Source organism: Nocardia sp. NBC_01009, assembly GCF_045208035.1.
In the GTDB taxonomy this organism is placed as follows: Bacteria; Actinomycetota; Actinomycetes; order Mycobacteriales; family Mycobacteriaceae; genus Nocardia.
Window position 1 is genome coordinate 7,326,085 of record NZ_CP108695.1, and the last position, 17,626, is coordinate 7,343,710.

The 17,626-nt window shown below is 66.3% G+C and carries 19 protein-coding genes; 6 read left to right on the plus strand and 13 right to left on the minus strand.

Annotation, left to right across the window (positions count from 1 at the left end; all coding sequences use genetic code 11):
- The first annotated feature begins 46 nt into the window (after positions 1 to 46).
- Positions 47 to 880 (plus strand): DNA polymerase beta superfamily protein, encoded by an 834-nt coding sequence (locus OHA42_RS33015; RefSeq protein ID WP_406231747.1) that lies wholly within the window; start codon positions 47 to 49, stop codon positions 878 to 880.
- Between the two features lie 469 nt (positions 881 to 1,349).
- On the opposite strand, the gene OHA42_RS33020 is transcribed toward OHA42_RS33015, so the two are convergent.
- A complete protein-coding gene (locus OHA42_RS33020; protein ID WP_406231748.1) occupies positions 1,350 to 1,844 on the minus strand; it encodes a winged helix-turn-helix transcriptional regulator in 495 nt (164 codons plus the stop codon).
- 122 nt (positions 1,845 to 1,966) lie between these two features.
- Here OHA42_RS33020 and OHA42_RS33025 point away from each other — a divergent pair, with 122 nt between their 5' ends.
- Positions 1,967 to 2,614 (plus strand): dihydrofolate reductase family protein, encoded by a 648-nt coding sequence (locus tag OHA42_RS33025; RefSeq protein ID WP_406231750.1) that lies wholly within the window; start codon positions 1,967 to 1,969, stop codon positions 2,612 to 2,614.
- Positions 2,615 to 2,688: 74 nt separating this feature from the next.
- Here the strand turns inward: OHA42_RS33025 and OHA42_RS33030 are convergent, their stop codons facing one another.
- A complete protein-coding gene (locus OHA42_RS33030; protein WP_040693519.1) occupies positions 2,689 to 2,892 on the minus strand; it encodes a cold-shock protein in 204 nt (67 codons plus the stop codon).
- Between the two features lie 366 nt (positions 2,893 to 3,258).
- The gene (locus OHA42_RS33035) at positions 3,259 to 4,032 is read right to left on the minus strand and encodes a TetR/AcrR family transcriptional regulator (RefSeq protein WP_406231752.1); all 774 of its coding nucleotides are present in this window, start codon (positions 4,030 to 4,032) and stop codon (positions 3,259 to 3,261) included.
- A gap of 141 nt (positions 4,033 to 4,173) precedes the next feature.
- On the opposite strand from OHA42_RS33035, the gene OHA42_RS33040 reads away from it, so the two are divergent.
- A complete protein-coding gene (locus tag OHA42_RS33040) occupies positions 4,174 to 4,815 on the plus strand; it encodes a hypothetical protein (RefSeq protein ID WP_406231754.1) in 642 nt (213 codons plus the stop codon).
- Here the strand turns inward: OHA42_RS33040 and OHA42_RS33045 are convergent, their stop codons facing one another.
- From OHA42_RS33045 to OHA42_RS33090, 10 genes are all read right to left on the minus strand, one after another.
- On the minus strand, positions 4,816 to 5,199 hold the full coding sequence (locus OHA42_RS33045; RefSeq protein WP_406231756.1) for a VOC family protein: 384 nt from the start codon (positions 5,197 to 5,199) through the stop codon (positions 4,816 to 4,818).
- A gap of 104 nt (positions 5,200 to 5,303) precedes the next feature.
- On the minus strand, positions 5,304 to 7,187 hold the full coding sequence (iolD, locus tag OHA42_RS33050) for a 3D-(3,5/4)-trihydroxycyclohexane-1,2-dione acylhydrolase (decyclizing) (protein WP_406231758.1): 1,884 nt from the start codon (positions 7,185 to 7,187) through the stop codon (positions 5,304 to 5,306).
- Positions 7,188 to 7,436: 249 nt separating this feature from the next.
- On the minus strand, positions 7,437 to 8,324 hold the full coding sequence (gene iolB, locus OHA42_RS33055) for a 5-deoxy-glucuronate isomerase (protein WP_406231760.1): 888 nt from the start codon (positions 8,322 to 8,324) through the stop codon (positions 7,437 to 7,439).
- A gap of 157 nt (positions 8,325 to 8,481) precedes the next feature.
- Complete coding sequence (locus OHA42_RS33060) at positions 8,482 to 8,700, minus strand: hypothetical protein (RefSeq protein WP_406231762.1); 219 nt, start codon at positions 8,698 to 8,700, stop codon at positions 8,482 to 8,484.
- Entirely contained in the window at positions 8,697 to 9,590 is an 894-nt protein-coding gene (locus OHA42_RS33065; RefSeq protein WP_406231763.1) for an aldolase, read from the minus strand. The genes OHA42_RS33060 and OHA42_RS33065 overlap by 4 nt, the downstream gene beginning before the upstream one ends.
- Complete coding sequence (gene iolC, locus OHA42_RS33070) at positions 9,581 to 10,519, minus strand: 5-dehydro-2-deoxygluconokinase (RefSeq protein WP_406231765.1); 939 nt, start codon at positions 10,517 to 10,519, stop codon at positions 9,581 to 9,583. Before iolC ends, OHA42_RS33065 begins: the two co-directional genes overlap by 10 nt.
- 121 nt (positions 10,520 to 10,640) lie before the next feature.
- Positions 10,641 to 11,426 (minus strand): ATP-binding cassette domain-containing protein, encoded by a 786-nt coding sequence (locus OHA42_RS33075; protein ID WP_406231767.1) that lies wholly within the window; start codon positions 11,424 to 11,426, stop codon positions 10,641 to 10,643.
- On the minus strand, positions 11,423 to 12,475 hold the full coding sequence (locus tag OHA42_RS33080; protein WP_328404296.1) for an ABC transporter permease: 1,053 nt from the start codon (positions 12,473 to 12,475) through the stop codon (positions 11,423 to 11,425). The genes OHA42_RS33075 and OHA42_RS33080 overlap by 4 nt, the downstream gene beginning before the upstream one ends.
- A gap of 16 nt (positions 12,476 to 12,491) precedes the next feature.
- Entirely contained in the window at positions 12,492 to 13,517 is a 1,026-nt protein-coding gene (locus OHA42_RS33085) for a sugar ABC transporter substrate-binding protein (protein ID WP_406231769.1), read from the minus strand.
- A gap of 11 nt (positions 13,518 to 13,528) precedes the next feature.
- Positions 13,529 to 14,431 (minus strand): TIM barrel protein, encoded by a 903-nt coding sequence (locus OHA42_RS33090; RefSeq protein WP_406231771.1) that lies wholly within the window; start codon positions 14,429 to 14,431, stop codon positions 13,529 to 13,531.
- Positions 14,432 to 14,698: 267 nt separating this feature from the next.
- Here OHA42_RS33090 and OHA42_RS33095 point away from each other — a divergent pair, with 267 nt between their 5' ends.
- From OHA42_RS33095 to OHA42_RS33105, 3 genes are all read left to right on the plus strand, one after another.
- The gene (locus tag OHA42_RS33095) at positions 14,699 to 15,703 is read left to right on the plus strand and encodes a LacI family DNA-binding transcriptional regulator (RefSeq protein WP_406231773.1); all 1,005 of its coding nucleotides are present in this window, start codon (positions 14,699 to 14,701) and stop codon (positions 15,701 to 15,703) included.
- Between the two features lie 81 nt (positions 15,704 to 15,784).
- Entirely contained in the window at positions 15,785 to 16,804 is a 1,020-nt protein-coding gene (locus tag OHA42_RS33100) for a Gfo/Idh/MocA family oxidoreductase (RefSeq protein WP_406231775.1), read from the plus strand.
- Between the two features lie 133 nt (positions 16,805 to 16,937).
- Complete coding sequence (locus OHA42_RS33105; RefSeq protein ID WP_406231777.1) at positions 16,938 to 17,522, plus strand: short chain dehydrogenase; 585 nt, start codon at positions 16,938 to 16,940, stop codon at positions 17,520 to 17,522.
- Positions 17,523 to 17,626 lie beyond the last annotated feature (104 nt).

Genomic DNA, 17,626 nt, shown 5'->3' on the forward strand with positions numbered 1-17,626 from the left:
CGAAAATGGGCTGCACAGCGCAATCACTGGCACATAGCATCGTCGGATGTCTCTGCGCTCGATCCCCGACTCCATGGACCCGACGGTCGTCGGATCCATCGACGCCGAGCTCAATCGGGTCGAGCAGGAGAATCGGGTCACGGTGCGGTTGGCGATCGAGAGCGGCAGCCGGGCATGGGGTTTCCCCTCCCCCGATTCGGACTACGACTGCCGGTTCGTCTACGTGGCAAACCTCGACACCTATCTGTCGCCGTGGCGGACCAGGGACGTAATCGAGACTCCGCTGGCCGGTCTGCTGGATGTGAACGGCTGGGATCTGGCCAAGGCATTGCGACTGTTGGTCAAGGGCAATGCCGTCTTGATCGAGTGGTTGATGTCGCCGATCGTGTACCGCGGCGACGCCCGCTTTCGTGATGAGCTGCGCGCCTTGGCAACCGAGGTCGCCGATCGCAACCAGGTGGCCCGCCACTATCTGCACCTGGGCAGCAGGCAATGGTCGCTGTTCGACAAGCGCCGGTCGCTGAAGAAGGTGTTCTATTCGCTCCGCCCGGCGATGGCACTGCGCTGGTTGCGCGAGCATCCCGATGCTGCCGTTGCGCCCATGCACCTGCCGACGCTACTGGAGCAGTGCGATCTGCCCGCGGATCTCATCGCGACCGTCGCCGAGCTCACCGAGCTCGAGTCCCGCACCCGCGAAATGGGTAGCGGCACCGTTCCCGCGCCGATCGCCGACTTCATCGCCGCCGAATTCGACCGCGCCGCAGCGGCTTTCCCGAAGACTCCGGACCGCGACCTGGCGCGCGTACACGCGGCGACCGCAGACTTCTTCCGGAAGGAAGTCGTTGCGGTCACACCACCCGAGGTAGCGCCGGTCTCCTGAAGGTCGCAGATTCCGAAGCCATCCAGTTCGGCGAGTGCGAGCGGGACCGGTTGCGGTAGCGCGGACCGGGGGCGGCTGTGGCATGGGATGCCGGGGGCGACTGGAGCTTCGCCGCCGGAGCAGGTCGGCGCGCCTCGGTTAGTTGTGCGCAGCGCACGCTGCGGCGTGTGCGGGTCGGAGCTTGTCCCGGAACTGGCCGGTCGCGTCAGGACCAACGAGAGATGTCGTGCCGCAGGATGATTCGACCACCACCGTCGCCGCACGGACTGTCTACGAACGTTCCTGAATGACGCGGGGTTTACCGGTTGCACGACCGGCGCCGAAATCGCGTCGACGACATCGGCGTCCAAGTCACACCTGCAGCATCGGCGTCGAGTCACGTCGACGGCACCGGCGTCCAAGTCACGCCTGCAGCATCGGCGTCCAAGCCACGTCGCCAACATCCGCATCCGAGTCGAGCAGTGCGGCACTACGATTCGGCGGTCGCCGCAGCGTAGGCCTGAGCGAGTCGTTCCGTCGCCCGCGGACCGCTCGGATCGGGCCGCGGGATACCGAGATGGGATTCGCGCAGTTCGTCCATGAACTCGTTCCAGAGCTGCGGGCCACCCTCCTCGAGCAGTTCGGCGCGTACCCGGAGGCGTTTCGTCGTCGGCCGGTGCCGCAGCCCCCACGCACCGAGGTGGGCCATGATCGGCACCAGCTGGATGGCAGGTTCGGTCAGCCGGTACTCGGCTTTCTGGCCGGGGCGGGTGTCTTCGCGGCTGAGCAGGCCGGCCGCGACGAGGCGCTTGAGCCGGTCGGACAGGATGTTCGACGCGATGCCCTCCTCGGATCCGGCCAGCAGCTCGCGGAAGTATCGCCGGCTGCCGAACATCACGTCGCGCAGCACCAGCAGCGTCCACCGGTCGCCGATCACCTCGATGGTCGCGTTGATCGGGCAACCCGAGCGTCCGTCGTCGCGCATGTGGTGCTCCCTTCCCATGCCGATAAAGAATCTCGAAACTTCTGATTGCAATATACAACCAGTTGCGCCTACAGTACTCCACAAGCGATTGCAAAATGCAATCACCTGACGAAGGGGTCATCATGCCGAAGCTGCGCGTACACAACCTTGCGATCTCCCTGGACGGATATGTCGCAGGACCGAACCAAGGTCACGACAACCCCCTCGGCGAAGGCGGCATGCGGCTGCACGATTGGGCGTTCGCCACGAAATACGGTCGCTCGATGGGCGGCGAGGACGCCGACGGCGACACCGGCATCGACAACGACTTCGTCGTGGCCGGCGACGTCGGAATCGGCGCAACAATCATGGGCCGCAACATGTTCGGACCGATCCGCGGACCATGGACAGACCACGAATGGACCGGCTGGTGGGGCGACAACCCGCCCTACCACCACGACACTTTCGTGATGACCCACCACCAGCGGCCGTCGGTCTCGATGGCGGGCGGCACCACGTTCCACTTCGTGAACGAGACCCCGGAAGAAGTGTTGCGCCAGGCGCTCAAAGCTGCCGATGGCGCGGATGTGCGGTTGGCGGGCGGCGCATCGGCCGTCCGGCAGTTCCTGCTCGCGGGCTTGGTGGACGAGTTGCACCTGGCCGTCGTCCCGATCCTGCTCGGCGCGGGCGAACGACTCTACGACGAGCTCGGGATACTGCCCGGATACGAATGCACGTCAATCGTGAGCTCCCCCACCGTCACCCACGTCCAGTTCGCCAAAATCTCCTGAGCCGATCCGCCCCCGGATATGGCAAGAGGCCCGCACCCCCTGCCGGGTGCGAGCCTCTCAGAAGTCACGCTTGATCAGATAGCGCGGACGTCCTGGGCCTGCGGACCCTTCTGGCCCTGGCCGATCTCGAACTCCACGCGCTGGCCCTCTTCGAGGGACCGGAAACCCGAGCCGCTAACGGCCGAGTAATGCACGAAGACGTCAGGGCCGCCTCCGTCTTGGGCGATAAAGCCGAAGCCCTTTTCGCTGTTGAACCACTTCACACTGCCTTGAGCCATGTTCTTTACTTCTTACTTCCTGTAGGCGAGCCGGGCAGATCACTTTGATAAGCCCGATCTCGACGTCAACAATGCCATCATCCGACGAATTCCTCCACATCTGACACCTCCCACTGTGAGCAAACCGACGTTCCCTGGGCGCTGCGGTAGCGAACCCGAGTCCGATGCGCATGTCACGGAAACGGCTCTGACGGCGGGCGGAGGCAACAAACGGGCTAGTTCGAGACCGGTCCGAGATCGCAATGTTGCGGTCGCACAACGATTACCGCGTCGGACGTGGGCGCGCCGTGTGCGGCAGGCGTCCGCTCCGCGGCGCCACGAAAGTGTGCTCGCCGCGGCCACCGAACCCATGAGATTCGCGGCGGATCACGATGCACCGACCTCCCCCTGCTCCGCGTCGAGAACAGCGGCGGCAACGCCGTCCAGTATGAGTTCGAGGCCGAAGGTGAAATCGTGATCGTCGCTTCCCTCGACGACGGGCGGCGGTTGGAAAATGTTGGATCCGAAGAGCTGTGCGGCATCCGGGTGTCGGTCGGGATCGACAAGACGAGCCAGGTCACGGCCATAATTCTGTTCGACCTGCGCCTGGTCGAGACCGGCAGCTCGGCTGCCATGTTCGAGTTGGTGCGCCAGCACAAAACCCTGCCGGACATAGCCGCTGACGACCATGATGACACCGACCTTTGCGGCCCAGTCCAACTTTGTGGCGCGTAAGGCGCGCAGGCCGGCGTCCATCCAGTCGATCGCGTTGGGCCCACGCGGCGGGCCACTGATCGGCAACTGGGTCAACCAAGGGTGGCGGCGGAAGACTTCGAGCTGTGCGAGTGCCCAGCGCCGCAGATCCGCGCGCCATTCCCCTTGCGAGACGGCGAGTTCCGTCGCCGGGCCGAAGCCGAGGTCTGCCATCAAATCGTTCAGTTCGTCTTTGGAGCCGATGTGACGGTACAGCGACATCGGCGTAACACCCAGTGCCGCAGCGATCTTCGGCAGTGTCGCGCCCTGGAGTCCGGCGCGGTCGGCCAGTGCGACCGCCGTGCCGACAACTCGGTCCACGTCCAGTTCCGCGGGCCGGCCGAGCCGCGGCCCGGTCGGCAGCCGCCACATGCGCACGAGCTGGTCGGACAGCTTCTCGCCGGACATCGCCGCGAACCTCCATTTCCACTGGTCAAGACATCGCCAAACTTTAACATTCGACTTATAGTATAAGTCATATACTATCTACGGATCTGGTCCATCGACGATGTCGGCGGCCGATCCGGGACTCCTCGAAAGCAAGAGCATATGGACATCGACGCAATACGCCGCACTACCGGAATAGCCGGTCTCGTCGCGGCCGTTCTGACCCTGATCGAACTGCCGCTGTACTTCGTCTACGACGGTGCGCCGCCCGACTCGAATGTCTTGACCCGCAGCATGTTCGGGCTCACGGGGCTTCCCCTGCTCGTCGCCTTCATGTCGGGTCTGGGTTACCTGCTGAAGCAGACCGACTACGCATGGGTCGGTTCGGTCGCCGCCACCGCGGGACTGATGTGGCTGGCGGTCGCCTTCGTCTCGATGGGCCTGGAGGTCGGCGCTGTGATCGAAGCGCCGGAACCGATCGATCCGACCATCACGGTCAGCGGCACCTACATCTTGTACGGCACGATCTCCCGGCTGCTCGAGACCTTGTTCTTCGTGACCTTCGGCTTCGCGATACTGCGAACCGCGCTGCTACCGCGCTGGGCCGGCTGGTCGGCCTTGGTACTTGCCCTGATCAACATCGCGTTCGTCCCGTCGCTGTTCTTCGGGAACACACCGGCCGATTTCTATGCGGCGAACGGCTGGGGCACGACGGCCTCCGTCGGCGGCCTCACCATGCTGTGGATTCTCGCGGTCGGGTGCACACTGACGACAACACCTCAGCAGGCACCGGTAACCAGCTAGCTAGCCGGCAAACTCGGTCAGGGACAGCACATTTCCGTCCGGGTCGGCGAACCAGGCAACCTTGTCACCACTCGGCGAAGCCCACACCCCGGCGGCGTCCTGAGGCATCCCCTGGTAGCGGAGGAACACCACCCCGTGTTCGGTCAGATCGGCGACGGCTCGGCCGATGTCGGGCACAACCCAGCCGAGCACAGTGAACGGTTGCGGAGCAACCTCGTTCACCAGGGTGATGCGGACCGTCGTGCCCGCGCCGCGCGCGACCACCGCATACAGCGTCGCCTCCACGATCGTCAGACCGAGGACCTCCACAAAGAACTTGCCGGACCGAGTCAGGTCCGACGACGGCACAAAAGCGACAACTTCGGCATCCGCAAGGGGGCCCATAGGCGGAGGCTACCCGCCCGAACCGACCCGAACGGATATTTTCGTCCGGTGTCACCGCCGATCGCCAGTTGCGGGGGCGCGACCGGCACAGCCTGCATTGCTGACTACAAATACCGCACCTGGCGCGCCTTCGATTCCTCATACGCCGCTCGGCCGGAGAGGTGCTCCGGCACACCGACCTCCCACCAGGCGCCGGCTTCGGTCCATGCAGACGGCTGGGTGCGCACCACCAGCACGGCCGGGCGCGACTCGACGCGGGCGGCGGTGCGGGCCTGGGCGTAGGCGTTGCGGACCTCGTCCAGGTCGGTGGCCGTGAATACGGCGCAGCCCAGGGCGCGCGCGTGGGCGGCGAAGTCGACTCGTGGTGGTTCGGCGTGGTTGGTGCGGCAGTTGGCGTAGAAGTTGTTGAACGGTTCGCCGCCCTGGCCTTCCTGCAGCCGAGCGATCACCGCGTAGCCGTCGTTGTCGCAGACGACGGCGACCAGCGGGTGGCCGGCGAAGGCCGCCGAGAACAGCTCGGAGTTCAGCATGAGATAGGAACCATCGCCGAGCATGGTGGTGACCAGGCCATCGTGTGCCATTGCCGCGCCCCAGGCGCCCGCGATCTCGTATCCCATACAGGAGAAGCCGTATTCGACATCTATCGTCGGTGCGCCGCCGGTGGCGCGCCAGCCGCCGACGAGTTCGCCGGGCATGCCGCCGGAAGCGGTCATGACGTAGTCGTCCGGCCCGCTCAGCTCGTTGACGACGCCGACCACCTGGGCGTAGGTGGGCGGGCCGGTGGTCGGGGCGCGCAACGTGTCGATGTGGGCGTCCCATTCGGCGCGCACCGCGGCCGCTCGTGCCGTCCAGTCGGCATCGACTCGCCACTCGGCGTCGGTGTCATCGGAGCGTCGAATCTCCTGCGGCCCGAGCGTATTCGGGTCGAGCTGCACGGCGAGATCCCGGAGCGCCGCAGCGGCATCACCCACGACCGCGAGCGCGCCGTGTTTGACAGCGTCGAAGCGGGCCGCATTGATCGTGACCAGGGTGGCGTCGGGGGCGAACACCGTCCAGGAGGCCGTCGTGAAGTCCTGTAGCCGGGTGCCCACCGCGAGCACCAGGTCGGCCGCGCCGGCCATCGTGTTGGCCGAAGCCGAGCCGGTGACGCCGAGCGGTCCGGCATACAGGGGGTGCTGATGCGGGATCAAGGTGCGGCCTGCCGTCGTCTCGACGATCGGGATCCCGTGCCGCTCAGCGAGTTCCACCGCTCCTCCGGCCGCTCCGGAGTAGCGAACTCCGCCGCCGAGCACCAGCAGCGGCCGCGACGACGCCCGTAGCACCGCAGCGGCATCGGCCAGGGATCGCTGATCCGCGCGGGACCGGACCACGCGATGCACGACCGGTTCGAAGAACGACTCCGGAAAGTCGTAGATCTCGGCCTGGACGTCTTGCGGCAGCGCCAGTGTCACCGGCCCGGCATCAGCCGCGTCGGTGAGGACCCGCGCCACCTGGGGCAGCGTCGCGAGCAACTGCTCGGGCCGGGTGATTCGATCGAAATAGCGGCTCACGGCCCGAAAGGCGTCGTTCACGGTGAGCGTCCCGTCGCCGAAATGCTCCACCTGCTGCAGCACCGGATCCGGCGCGCGCGTGGTGAACGTGTCACCGGGAAGCAGCAGCAGCGGAAGCCGATTCGCATGCGCAACACCGGCCGCCGTCACCATGTTCAGTGCGCCGGGCCCGATGGACGAGGTCGCAACCCCGACCTGCCGCCGATGGGTCGCCTTGGCCAGTCCCACCGCCGCCAACGCCATCCCCTCCTCGGTGTGTCCACGCCAGACCGGTATCTCGTCGCGGCGCTCTTGCAGCGCGGTACCGAGGCCGAGCACGTTGCCGTGCCCGAATATCGCGAACACTGCTGGAAACAAAGGCACTTCATGCCCGTCGATGGTCTCCGACCGCTGGGCGATCAGCCACGCCACCAACGCTTGGGCCGCGGTCTGCTTCATGCGCTCCGTCCTTCGAGGTCGGCCGCCACGCAACGCGGGTAGCCACGACCATTGCCAGGGGTTTTATCAGAAGATCGCGCGGCCTCATGGCTCCGCGATACATGCGCCACAACTAGTTTCATGAGCGGAGTCCTTCGTGAGCGGTGACCGTGCGGCGGGGTCGATGGGACGAGCCGCACACATGAATCGCCAACATTGCCTCGCACCTGTCGGCCGGAGGGCCGGTGAGCGCCCCGGCAATGGGCGGATTCATCGGCACCGGCCTTCGTGGTCGGTGACCGGACAGCGGGGGTCGGTCGGCTGTCCCGCCCAGCTGTCGCGCACCCAGGTGTGCGCCGGGTCGTCGCAGAAGGCCATCGAGCGTTCGGGGGCCGGCCCTGCCAGCACGTTGAGGTAGTACATCGGATAGCCGGGGGCCGCGATGCACGGTCCGTGGTAGCCGCGTGGCACCAGGAAAACGTCGCCATCGCGGACTATTACGTTCTCCTCCAGCGCGCCGTCGGCGGTGTAGGTCCGATGCATGCCGAAACCCTCGCCGGACGTGGTGATCCCGTCGCGCCCCGCGATGCGGAAGTAGTAGATCTCCTCATTGACCACTTCGCATTCGCTCGCCTCGTCGTGCTTGTGCGGCGGGTACGAGGACCAGTTGCCGTCCGGGGTGATCAGCTCGCATGCGTTGAGTTTGTCGGCGTGATCCCATATCCCGGGTACGCCGAAACTCGTGACCTGCCGAGTCGCAGGCCCCGCACCACGCACCTCGACTGGAACCTGCTCCGCCGGACCATATCTCGGCGCCAATCGATTCCCGCACCGCGCCATCGGCAGCGCAACCTCGACGCCATCCACCGTCGACAGCTCGACCTCGGCATCACGTGGCACGTAGGCGAAGTCGGTCACCCGCGTGAACACCGAATCCCGGCCGTTCAAGACGAATTCCAGACCGTCCACCCGCACCGTGCACGACCCCGCCAACGGCAGAACGAACGCCTCGTACTCCCCGGTGTGCACCGCACGCGCCTCCGCCGCCCCCAATCGCAGGACCCGCAGCCCGGCGTAACTCCATCCCGCCGCTTCCACGGTGAGCAGCACCGGATCCACCCCGTCGCTCAACGTCCCGGCCCGCCGATGCAGATTCATCGCACCTCCCGCCCGGCCCGCCACTGCCACCGAGCCCCGTTGCCGAGTGGCACATGATGTACAGCCCCACACGACCTTTGCCGCAGCCATGGAACGTCCCCCGCTGAAATCGTCGGGCTCGAGTGACGCGGCGTTGGCGTTTCGACCCCGGGCGTGATCATCGGACCTCCTTCAGGACCTGGACCGCTGTTTCTCCTGATGTCGTGACCTCGCCGCCCGGCGAAGGGTGGTGCGGCCACCTGACAACCCCGCACACTCGTACCCGGTGCACCACCTCGATGACCGAATCGTCGCTGAGTCGGCCGCCCGATTCGGGCAGACTCATCACCAGGTCGCCGCACGTACCGCGACCAAGGGCGACGAGTGCGGCGTTCATCGCGCCTCTTTCAGAACCTGGGCGGCTGCATCCACTGCGGCTGCAACGTCACCGTCAGGCGGATAGAGCAGCGTGCGGCCGACAACAAGGCCGCGGACCACGTCGTGGCCGAGTGCGCCACCCCAGGAGGCGAGATCGGCGGCCGGGTCGCCCGACGGCGCACCACCGAGCACCACGACCGGCAGCGTCGTCGCATCCAGCACGGAGAAGTCCTGCGGCGCAGGGATTTTCAACCACGTATAGGCGGAGGTGACGCCGAGGCCGGACGCTACCGTGATCGCTCTGGCCAGCGCGGGCGCATCCCTGCTCATCACCAGGGCGCCCGCGGCGTCGCGGTGGTAGGGCAACGGTTCGACCATCGCCATCAGACCGTGTCCGGCCAGCTCCGAAACAGCTTGTGCGCACGCGTGCAGCGTCGGGATGGTGCCCGCGTCCGAGTCGACGAGACGCAGCAGCATTTTGCCGCCGTCGAGGCGGAAGCGGACCAGTGCGTCGGCGTCGTACCCGGTGAAGCGGTCGTCGATCTCCCACTCCGCGCCTGCCAGACCACCGCGGTTCATCGAGCCGATGACGATCTTGTCGTCCAGCGCGTCGAGCAGCAGTAGTTCCTCGACCACGTCCGGGGAGCCGAGCACACCGTCCACCTCCGGGTGGGCCAGCGCAACGAGTAGCCGTTCCAGCAGCGTGCGGCGGTCCGCCATCGCCGTCAGATCCGAGCCGACGCCGAGCGCGCCACGCGCCGGATGGTCGGCGGCGACGAGGAAGAGTGTTTCCTTCTCCGACAACAGACCTGGACGCCTATGCCGCTTGGCATAGGCCCGTTCGATCGCCGCCGGGTCGGTTGCGCGCACACGCAGTAGTTCCTGCCAGCGCTCATCGGTCAGATACACAGCACCTCCTCGATCTCGGCGTTCGTCGGCATCGCGTCGGCACACGCCAGTCGCGATGCCACCAACGCACCTGCGGCGTTGGCATAGGTGGCGATCCGCTGCGGATCCCAGTCCGACAGCAGACCGTGGATCAACGCGCCACCGAACCCATCGCCCGCGCCGAGCCCGCACATCACCTCGACCGGGCACGGCGGCACCGACCAGCGTCCGGATTCGGTCGCGACGAGCACACCCTCGGCGCCGCGCTTGATCACCGCAAGCCGCACACCGCGGGCAAGCAGTCGGTCGGCTGCCTCGTCCGGATCGGCGGTGCCGACCGCCACCTGCACTTCGGTGCGGTTGCCCACCACCACGTTCACGTGGTCGAGCATCCAGCTGATCTCGGTATGCGCGGTCGCCTCGTCCGGCCAGAACATCGGCCGATAGTCGAGGTCGAGCACCGTGTGCCCGCGGCGGGCACGGCGTTCGAGTATGGATCGCTGGGTGGAACGGGCCGGTTCCGCGCTCACACCGGTGCCGGTAACCCACAGCAGCGCAACAGCATCCACCACATCCCAGGGCACCTCGTCCGGTTCGATGGTGAGATCCGGGGCGATGGGCGCGCGGTAGAACAACAGCGGCGGGTCGGCGGGCGGGTCGAGCTCGCAGAAGACCACGGGGGTCAACAGATTCGGCGCCGTCGTGACGTACTCGGCCGATACGCCGAAGCCCGTCAGCGCCGAGCGCACGAAACCGCCGAAGCCGTCCGGTCCGACCTTGGTCAGCACGGCGGTACGCCTGCCGAGTCGAGCGGCGGCGACCGCGACGTTGGTCGCAGTGCCGCCCAAGAACTTTGCGAAGGTCTCGACTTCAGCCAGTCCGACGCCGCTCTGCTGTGGATACAGATCGACGCCGACTCGTCCGATGGTGAGTGCTTCCAGCCCGGTCACAACGCCACCGCCTGTCGTGCAGCAGCGGTCGGACGCACGATCCTGATCGGGCCGCTCGTGACATTTCTTGTCACCGCGCTCCTTCGCGCGCCGGGGACATCGACCGATATTCGGATAGCCGTCACGGCGTCACCACACGCTCTAGCTCGTGTTGGAGCGCGTCCAGCTCCGCGCCGCCCGCCATTTGGCGGGTCAGCTCCGAGACGTCGATCTCCGATTTCTCATAGGAGCCGAGCATCGCACCCCGTTTGAGCAGCAGGAACCGGTCGCCGACCGGGTAGGCGTGGTGCGGATTGTGAGTGATCAGGATGACTCCGAGCCCGCGATCACGTGCCTGCACGACGTATTTCAGCACCACACCGGCTTGTTTCACACCGAGGGCCGCGGTCGGCTCGTCGAGAATCAGCACCTTGGCCCCGTAGTGCACGGCACGGGCAATGGCGACGCACTGTCGTTGGCCGCCGGACAAGGTCCCGACCGGCTGCTCCATATCGCGGATTTCGATCCCCATGTCCACCAACGCCTGTCGCGCGATCTCGCGTCCCTTGCCTCGATCGAGCAACCGCAGCGGACCGTATCCGACCGTCGGCTCCGAGCCGAGGACAAAGTTGCGCCAGACGCTCATCAGCGGGACGACGGCGAGGTCCTGATACACCGTCGCGATGCCACGGTCCAAAGCCTCTCGGGGCGAGGCGAATCGGGTGATCTCGCCCTCGACGCGCAGTTCGCCGTGGTCGTGCTGATGGACACCGGCCAGAATCTTGATGAGGGTCGATTTGCCCGCACCGTTGTCGCCGAGGATGCAGGTGACCTGTCCCGCGTTCACCACCGTGGTGACATCCCGCAGCGCGACGACACCGCCGTAGCTCTTGCCGATATCGATCGCTTCGATCAGTGGAGTAGTCATCGGCGTACCCTCTCGGCTCGCTTCTGGAATCTATTGTTGACCAGCACAGCAGCCAGCAGCAGCACGCCGAGGAACAGCATGAACCAGTCGCTGTCCCAACGGGCGAACACAATGCCCTGGCGGGCCATACCGAAGATCAGCGCACCCAGTGCGGCGCCGATCGCCGAACCGAACCCACCGGTCAGCAGGCAGCCGCCGACCACGGCCGCGATGATGTAATGCAACTCCAACCCGACACCCTGATTGGCCTGCACACTGGCGAACCGCAGGATGCTGCAGGAGCCGACGACCCAGCCCGCGAACGCGGTGGTCATGAACAACACGATCTTCGTCCGATCCGCGGGAACACCGACAGCGCGGGCGCTCGGCAGTGAGCCGCCGACCGCGAAGATCCAGTTCCCGAATTTGGTGCGCACCAGGACAACTGCAGCGATCGCGGTCAGCACGATCCACCAAACGACCGAGGCTTGCAGGTGGGTGTCACCGATATTCAAGGTTGATGCGAACACCCACCCCGCCGAGTTGTAGCCGTCAGCGCTGCGAATGCCCGACACCTGAACGGTTCCGGTGACCAGCCGGGTGACACCGAGGTTGAGACCTTGCAGCGCAAGGAAAGTGCCGAGGGTGACGATGAAGCTCGGCAGCCCGGTGCGCATCACCAGCCAGCCGTTGAACGCACCGACGGTCAGCGCGAACACCAGCGAAACCACCAGGGCCGCCCAGACATTCCACCCCGCGTTGACCGCGAGCAACGCGGTCACCAATGCGGTGGAGGCGGTCATCACGCCTGCCGACAGATCGAACTCGCCGCCGATCATCAGCAGCGCCACCGCGACGGCCATGATCCCGAGCGTGGAGGAATCGTCGAGCCAGGTCGCGATGCCGAGTGCGCTGAGGAACCGGTCGGTAATGATCGAGAAGAATGCGAATACCAGCAGCGCGCCCAGGAGCGCGCCGATCTCCGGTCGCACGATCAGTCGCTGGAACAGCGAGGGACCCTCCGGCGGCTCACTCACGGTGACGTCGGAAGTTTTTGTGGCAGTACTCATGTGATCCACTCCGATCTCACCGCGTGCCCTGCGCCACGAGCGCAGCGACGGCATCGACGTTGTTCTTGTCGACGAAGGCGGGGCCGGTCTGCACCGGTGCGCCACCACCGACGAGGTTCAGGTTCGTTCGCGACAGCTGCAGCAGCACCACCGGCAGATAGCCCTGTTCGAATTGCTGCTGATCCACCGCGAAGAGCAGCTTGCCTGCTCGAATCGCATCGACCACATCGGTATTGAGATCGAACGTCGCGACCGTGGCGGCCGACTGCGATTCCTGCACCGCATCCACTGCACGCGCGGCGACCTGTGAATTCAGTGTCAGCACCGCGTCGATGGATCTGTCGGCCTCCAACGCGCCCTTGATGCGGGACTGTGCGTCGGTCGGATTGTTGATGTCCACCTGCAGCGTGGACCCGTTGCCGAATGCCTTGGTGGCGCCCTCGCAACGCTGATTGGCGCCGATATTGCCCGCCTCGTGGATTACGCAGAGCAGCTTCTTGCGTCCGGCATCGGCCAGCCGCTTGCCTGCGGACTGGCCGGCCAGCGACTCGCTCTGCCCGACATGACCGATTGCACCGAACTTGGCGCTTTCGCTCTCACCCGAGTTGATGGTCACCACCGGAATGCCCGCCGTGACTGCCTTTTCGATGGAGGGCCGCAGCGCTTCGGGATTCGCCATTGATACGACGAGGCCGTCCACCCCTTGCGCGACGGCGTTGTCGATGAGTTTCGCCTGCTGTCCCGGATCGCCCGCCGAGTTGTACTCGACGCGGACTCCGAGGTCCTTGCCCGCCGCCTCGGCCCCGTTCTTGACGACATTCCAGAAGGCATCGCCGGGGCTGCCGTGCGTTACCACTGCGACCGAGTTCAATGTGCCTGCGGCAATGGGTGATTGCGTCGAGGCGGGGGCGTCGGTGCCCGGTCCGCTGCAGGCCGCGAGGACGGCGGTCGCCGCAACCCATGGCAGGATGCGCCGCGACCCACGCCACCACGACATGACGCCGGGTGCGAGGCGGTGTGCTCGTAGAGACATCGTTGTCATCACTTTCCCCACTAGATTCGAGCCGATGTCAGTGCGGCGCCGATGCCCGCGAGGTGGCGCAGACTGCGGAGGGTATCCCGGCTCGGCAGCTGGGCACCGGCGTCCTGGCCGAGAGCGGTGTCCTGTTCGATGACGTACCAGCCCTGGTATCCGGCCTGGTGCACGCTGCGCACGAGAGCTTCGACGTCGACGTCGCCCGCACCGAGGGGGACATAGAGCCCGCGCCGGACCGCCTCGCTGTATTCGAGTGCGCCACTGCGTACTTCGTCCGCCAGCGCACTGCGCACGTCCTTGAGATGAATATGCCCGATCCGGTGGGGATTTTGCTGTGCAAGGCCGACCGGGTCGGTGCCGCCGATGAGCAGATGGCCCGTGTCGAGGCAGATGTCGAGCTCCGAGTCGGCGAGGAAGCGTTCGACCTCCGCCGCGGTCTCGACACAGGTACCCACGTGCGGATGCAGCGTGGTGCGCAGGCCGTGCTCAGCGGCGACATCGCGGATTGCGGCGGCGGTTTCGACGAGGGTGCGCCACTGTGCATCCGAGAGCGGCGGCCGAGTGTCGTACCCGTCGAGTCCCGTCGCGGCTGCGAGGACGAGCACCTCCGCGCCTGTCGCGGCGAACAGTTCGGCGGTCTTCCGCGCGGCCTCGACGGCGCTGGGCGCATCCTGATGCAGCGCGAGTGCGAGGAAACCGCCGACCGCGCTGATGCCGAACCCGTCCAGCAGCGAGCGCAATTCGACCGGATCCTGCGGTAGATAGCCGGGTGGACCGAGCTCCATCGCGGAGATCCCGAGGGTGACCATCTCGGTCAAGACGGTCCGTGCGTCGAGCACGTGTCCCCAACCGGGGACTTCACAGACTCCCCAGGAGATTGGCGCGGCCGCGATACGCAGCGGGTAGAGAGGTTCGGTCATCGGGACTTCTCCGACCTTCGGTGTCGATCGACGTGTAACGCTCCGAACTATTGGAGCGCTCCAACTATGTAACGTGGGTCATAGTGTGTCAAGTACCGCATCGTTGGCCAGAATATCGCTACGACCTGCGACTATATCGCCAACCAGGACAAACTGACAGCGCCGATGAAGTGAAGAATGTCCAATTAGAGCGCTCTATTGATTAGCGCGCGCCGACCTTGTAACGTCCGACACTGCACGGATCACCACACGCGGAACGGAGGCGACATGGCGCGACCGACCATGGAAGACGTCGCGGCGCGCGCCGGTGTCTCCCGGGCCCTGGTCTCCCTCGTCATGCGCGACTCCCCCAAGGTGAGCGAGCACCGCCGCCGCGCCGTGCTGGCGGCCGCCAAAGACCTCGGCTACCAGCCGCACATCATGGCGCGATCATTAGCGAGCCGAACGTCGAACATCATCGGCGTCATGGTCTCCGACCTGCGCAATCCCTTCTTCGCCGATGTCGTCGAAGGCATGGACACCGCGGCACAGGACGCCGGGTTCGAACTGATCCTCAACACCGGCCGTCGCAGCGCCGCCCGCGAACGCACCGCCTTGGAGAGCCTGCTGTCGTTCCGCCCCGGCGGCATCATCCTGCTGTCACCGGTGCTGCCCGCCGCCGCGATTCGCGATGCGGCACAGCAGGGACCGGTCGTGCTGATCTCGCGCAGCTCCACCATCCCCGACGTCGACACCGTCAACGACGACGGCGAGGTCGGCGCTGCGCTGGCCGTCGGCCACCTCGTCTCCCTCGGCCATCGCCGCATCGTGCACCTCGACGGCGGCGCCGCCTTCACCTCCGCGGCGCGTCGCCGCGGCTATCGCGACACCATGGCCCGCCACGGCCTGGAACCGATGATCATCCCCAGCGAGCACACCGACTCGGCGGGCATCGCCGCCGTCCAGAAGCTTTTGAACCTCTTCTCCCACCACAACTTCCCCACCGCACTGGTGTGCAGCAACGACTTCAACGCCGTCGGTGCGATGTCCGCGTTGGAAGAAGCGGGACTGCGCGTTCCACACGACGTCTCCATCGTCGGCTACGACAACACCTCCCTGGCCGCGCTGCGCCACGTTTCACTGACCACCATCGACCAGCCCCGCACCCGAATGGGCCGCTTGGCAATCGAAGCGCTGACCGAACGCCTCCGCGACGGCCGCACCGAGCCGGTCCGACGCCGCCTACAGCCCGCCCTTGTCACTCGCGCAACGACCGCAGCGCCCCGCAGCTGAACCAGGCCCCGCGGGCCACTTCGAATCCCCATGGGCTCGAATTTCCCACCACACGATGAGTTTTCACCAGGAGGAGCGACGATGACATCCCCGACACCCGTCACCTTGGGCCTGGCAGGCACCGGACGAATCGGCACCTCACACGCCGAAACCCTGAAACACCTCGCCGGCGTCGGCAGTGTCATCGTCGCCGACGCCGACGCCGAACGAGCCCGCGCCGCGGCCGGAAAGCTCGGCGTTCAAGCGGTGCCCGACCTCGACGCCCTGTTCGCCTCCGACCTCGACGGCCTGATCATCGCGACAGCCACCGACTCCCACCCCGAACTCATCACCCGTGCCGTCGACCAAGGCATCCCTGTCTTCTGCGAAAAGCCGGTCGCTGCCGATATCCAAGGCACCCTCGCCGTCATCGAACACATCGAAAACTCGACCGTCCCAGTGCAAATCGGCTTCCAACGCCGCTTCGACGCCGGCTACCGCGCCGCCCGCGCCGCCATCGCCTCCGGCGACCTCGGCTGGCTGCACACCGTCCGCGCCACCACCCTCGACCCCGCACCCCCACCCGCCGAATACATCCCCCGCTCCGGAGGGCTGTTCCGTGACTGCGGCGTTCACGATTTCGACATCATCCGCTGGGTGACCGGCCGCGAAGTGGAGGAGGTCTACGCCACCGGCACCAACCGAGGCGAACAATTCTTCGCCGATGCGGGCGACGTCGACACCGCCGCGGTAATCCTGCGCCTCGACGACGGCACCCTCGCAACCGTTTCCCTGGCCCGCTACAACGGCGCAGGCTACGACGTCCGCCTGGAAGCACTCGGCTCCCGAGGCAACGCGATCGTCGGTCTCGACGACCGAGCGCCGTTGACCTCCGTCGAACCCGACTACGTTCCCTCACCTCTTCCTGCCTATCCGGGCTTCATGGAGCGCTTCCGGCGCGCGTACACCGACGAGCTCGCGGCGTTCCTGTCCGTCGCGACCGGGGAGATCGACAGCCCTTGCACAGCGGCCGATGCCCTGGAGGCGTTCTATATCGCTGAGGCCTGCGAACTTTCGCGGCGGGAGCGCCGCCCGGTTGCAGTAGCCGAGGTCCGCCACTGATCTGAGGCGTTGGCCGAGCTACCTGCCCGCTCGCGGCAGGTAGCTCGCAAGGAAACCACAGGAATCCGATCAGCCCGCGCCACTACCCTCACCTGCATGCCTGTATGTGGTATGAGCTTCGAAGAAGGGTCGTATGAAGATCATCGTTGTCGGGGCCAGTGGGACCATCGGCTCGGCCGTTGCCGAAACGCTCGAGAAGAACCACGAGGTGGTGCAGGCCTCTCGACGTGGGCCGGTGCGCGTGGACATGGACGACAACGCCTCGATCGACGCACTCTTCGAGACCGTCCGGGACGTGGACGCCGTCGTGGTCACCGCGGCAAGCGGCAAGCTCACGCCCCTGAACTCGGACAACGACTTCACCCGCGGGCTGCAGGGCAAATTGCTCGGCCAACTGCACCTCGTCCACCGCGCAATCCAGCAGCTACGTGATGGCGGCTCGATCACGTTGACCAGCGGCGTATTCGAGCGTCCGATGGTCGGCGGCTCCTTCGGCGCTCTGGTCAATGCGGGCCTGGAGGCATTCGTAGCGCATGCCGCGATCGAAATGCCCCGCCGCCTGCGGCTGAACGCCGTCGGCCCTGGCTGGGTCGCGGAGACACTGGCGAGCATGGGCCTCGATCCCGCCGACGGAACTCCTGCCGGCGTCGTTGCGCGGTCGTATGTCGAGGCGGTCGAGGGGGACGCGCAGGGGCAGACCTTCCGGCCACACGCTTGATCGTCGCTGTCGGGCACGCCTACTGCGACCGGCGGTATCTATCGCGGCCACTGCGGCCTGGCGTGAGCAAGTCGTAAGGAGTCTTCGCTTTCACAGCGCATTCC

What these genes read in the sequence shown, in the direction of transcription:
- OHA42_RS33015 (WP_406231747.1), top strand. Translation starts at nt 47, where the DNA reads ATGTCTCTGCGCTCGATCCCCGACTCCATGGACCCGACGGTCGTCGGA.
- OHA42_RS33020 (WP_406231748.1), bottom strand. Translation starts at nt 1,844, where the DNA reads ATGCGCGACGACGGACGCTCGGGTTGCCCGATCAACGCGACCATCGAG.
- OHA42_RS33025 (WP_406231750.1), top strand. Translation starts at nt 1,967, where the DNA reads ATGCCGAAGCTGCGCGTACACAACCTTGCGATCTCCCTGGACGGATAT.
- OHA42_RS33030 (WP_040693519.1), bottom strand. Translation starts at nt 2,892, where the DNA reads ATGGCTCAAGGCAGTGTGAAGTGGTTCAACAGCGAAAAGGGCTTCGGC.
- OHA42_RS33035 (WP_406231752.1), bottom strand. Translation starts at nt 4,032, where the DNA reads ATGTCCGGCGAGAAGCTGTCCGACCAGCTCGTGCGCATGTGGCGGCTG.
- OHA42_RS33040 (WP_406231754.1), top strand. Translation starts at nt 4,174, where the DNA reads ATGGACATCGACGCAATACGCCGCACTACCGGAATAGCCGGTCTCGTC.
- OHA42_RS33045 (WP_406231756.1), bottom strand. Translation starts at nt 5,199, where the DNA reads ATGGGCCCCCTTGCGGATGCCGAAGTTGTCGCTTTTGTGCCGTCGTCG.
- iolD (WP_406231758.1), bottom strand. Translation starts at nt 7,187, where the DNA reads ATGAAGCAGACCGCGGCCCAAGCGTTGGTGGCGTGGCTGATCGCCCAG.
- iolB (WP_406231760.1), bottom strand. Translation starts at nt 8,324, where the DNA reads ATGAATCTGCATCGGCGGGCCGGGACGTTGAGCGACGGGGTGGATCCG.
- OHA42_RS33060 (WP_406231762.1), bottom strand. Translation starts at nt 8,700, where the DNA reads ATGAACGCCGCACTCGTCGCCCTTGGTCGCGGTACGTGCGGCGACCTG.
- OHA42_RS33075 (WP_406231767.1), bottom strand. Translation starts at nt 11,426, where the DNA reads ATGACTACTCCACTGATCGAAGCGATCGATATCGGCAAGAGCTACGGC.
- OHA42_RS33080 (WP_328404296.1), bottom strand. Translation starts at nt 12,475, where the DNA reads ATGAGTACTGCCACAAAAACTTCCGACGTCACCGTGAGTGAGCCGCCG.
- OHA42_RS33085 (WP_406231769.1), bottom strand. Translation starts at nt 13,517, where the DNA reads ATGACAACGATGTCTCTACGAGCACACCGCCTCGCACCCGGCGTCATG.
- OHA42_RS33090 (WP_406231771.1), bottom strand. Translation starts at nt 14,431, where the DNA reads ATGACCGAACCTCTCTACCCGCTGCGTATCGCGGCCGCGCCAATCTCC.
- OHA42_RS33095 (WP_406231773.1), top strand. Translation starts at nt 14,699, where the DNA reads ATGGCGCGACCGACCATGGAAGACGTCGCGGCGCGCGCCGGTGTCTCC.
- OHA42_RS33100 (WP_406231775.1), top strand. Translation starts at nt 15,785, where the DNA reads ATGACATCCCCGACACCCGTCACCTTGGGCCTGGCAGGCACCGGACGA.
- OHA42_RS33105 (WP_406231777.1), top strand. Translation starts at nt 16,938, where the DNA reads ATGAAGATCATCGTTGTCGGGGCCAGTGGGACCATCGGCTCGGCCGTT.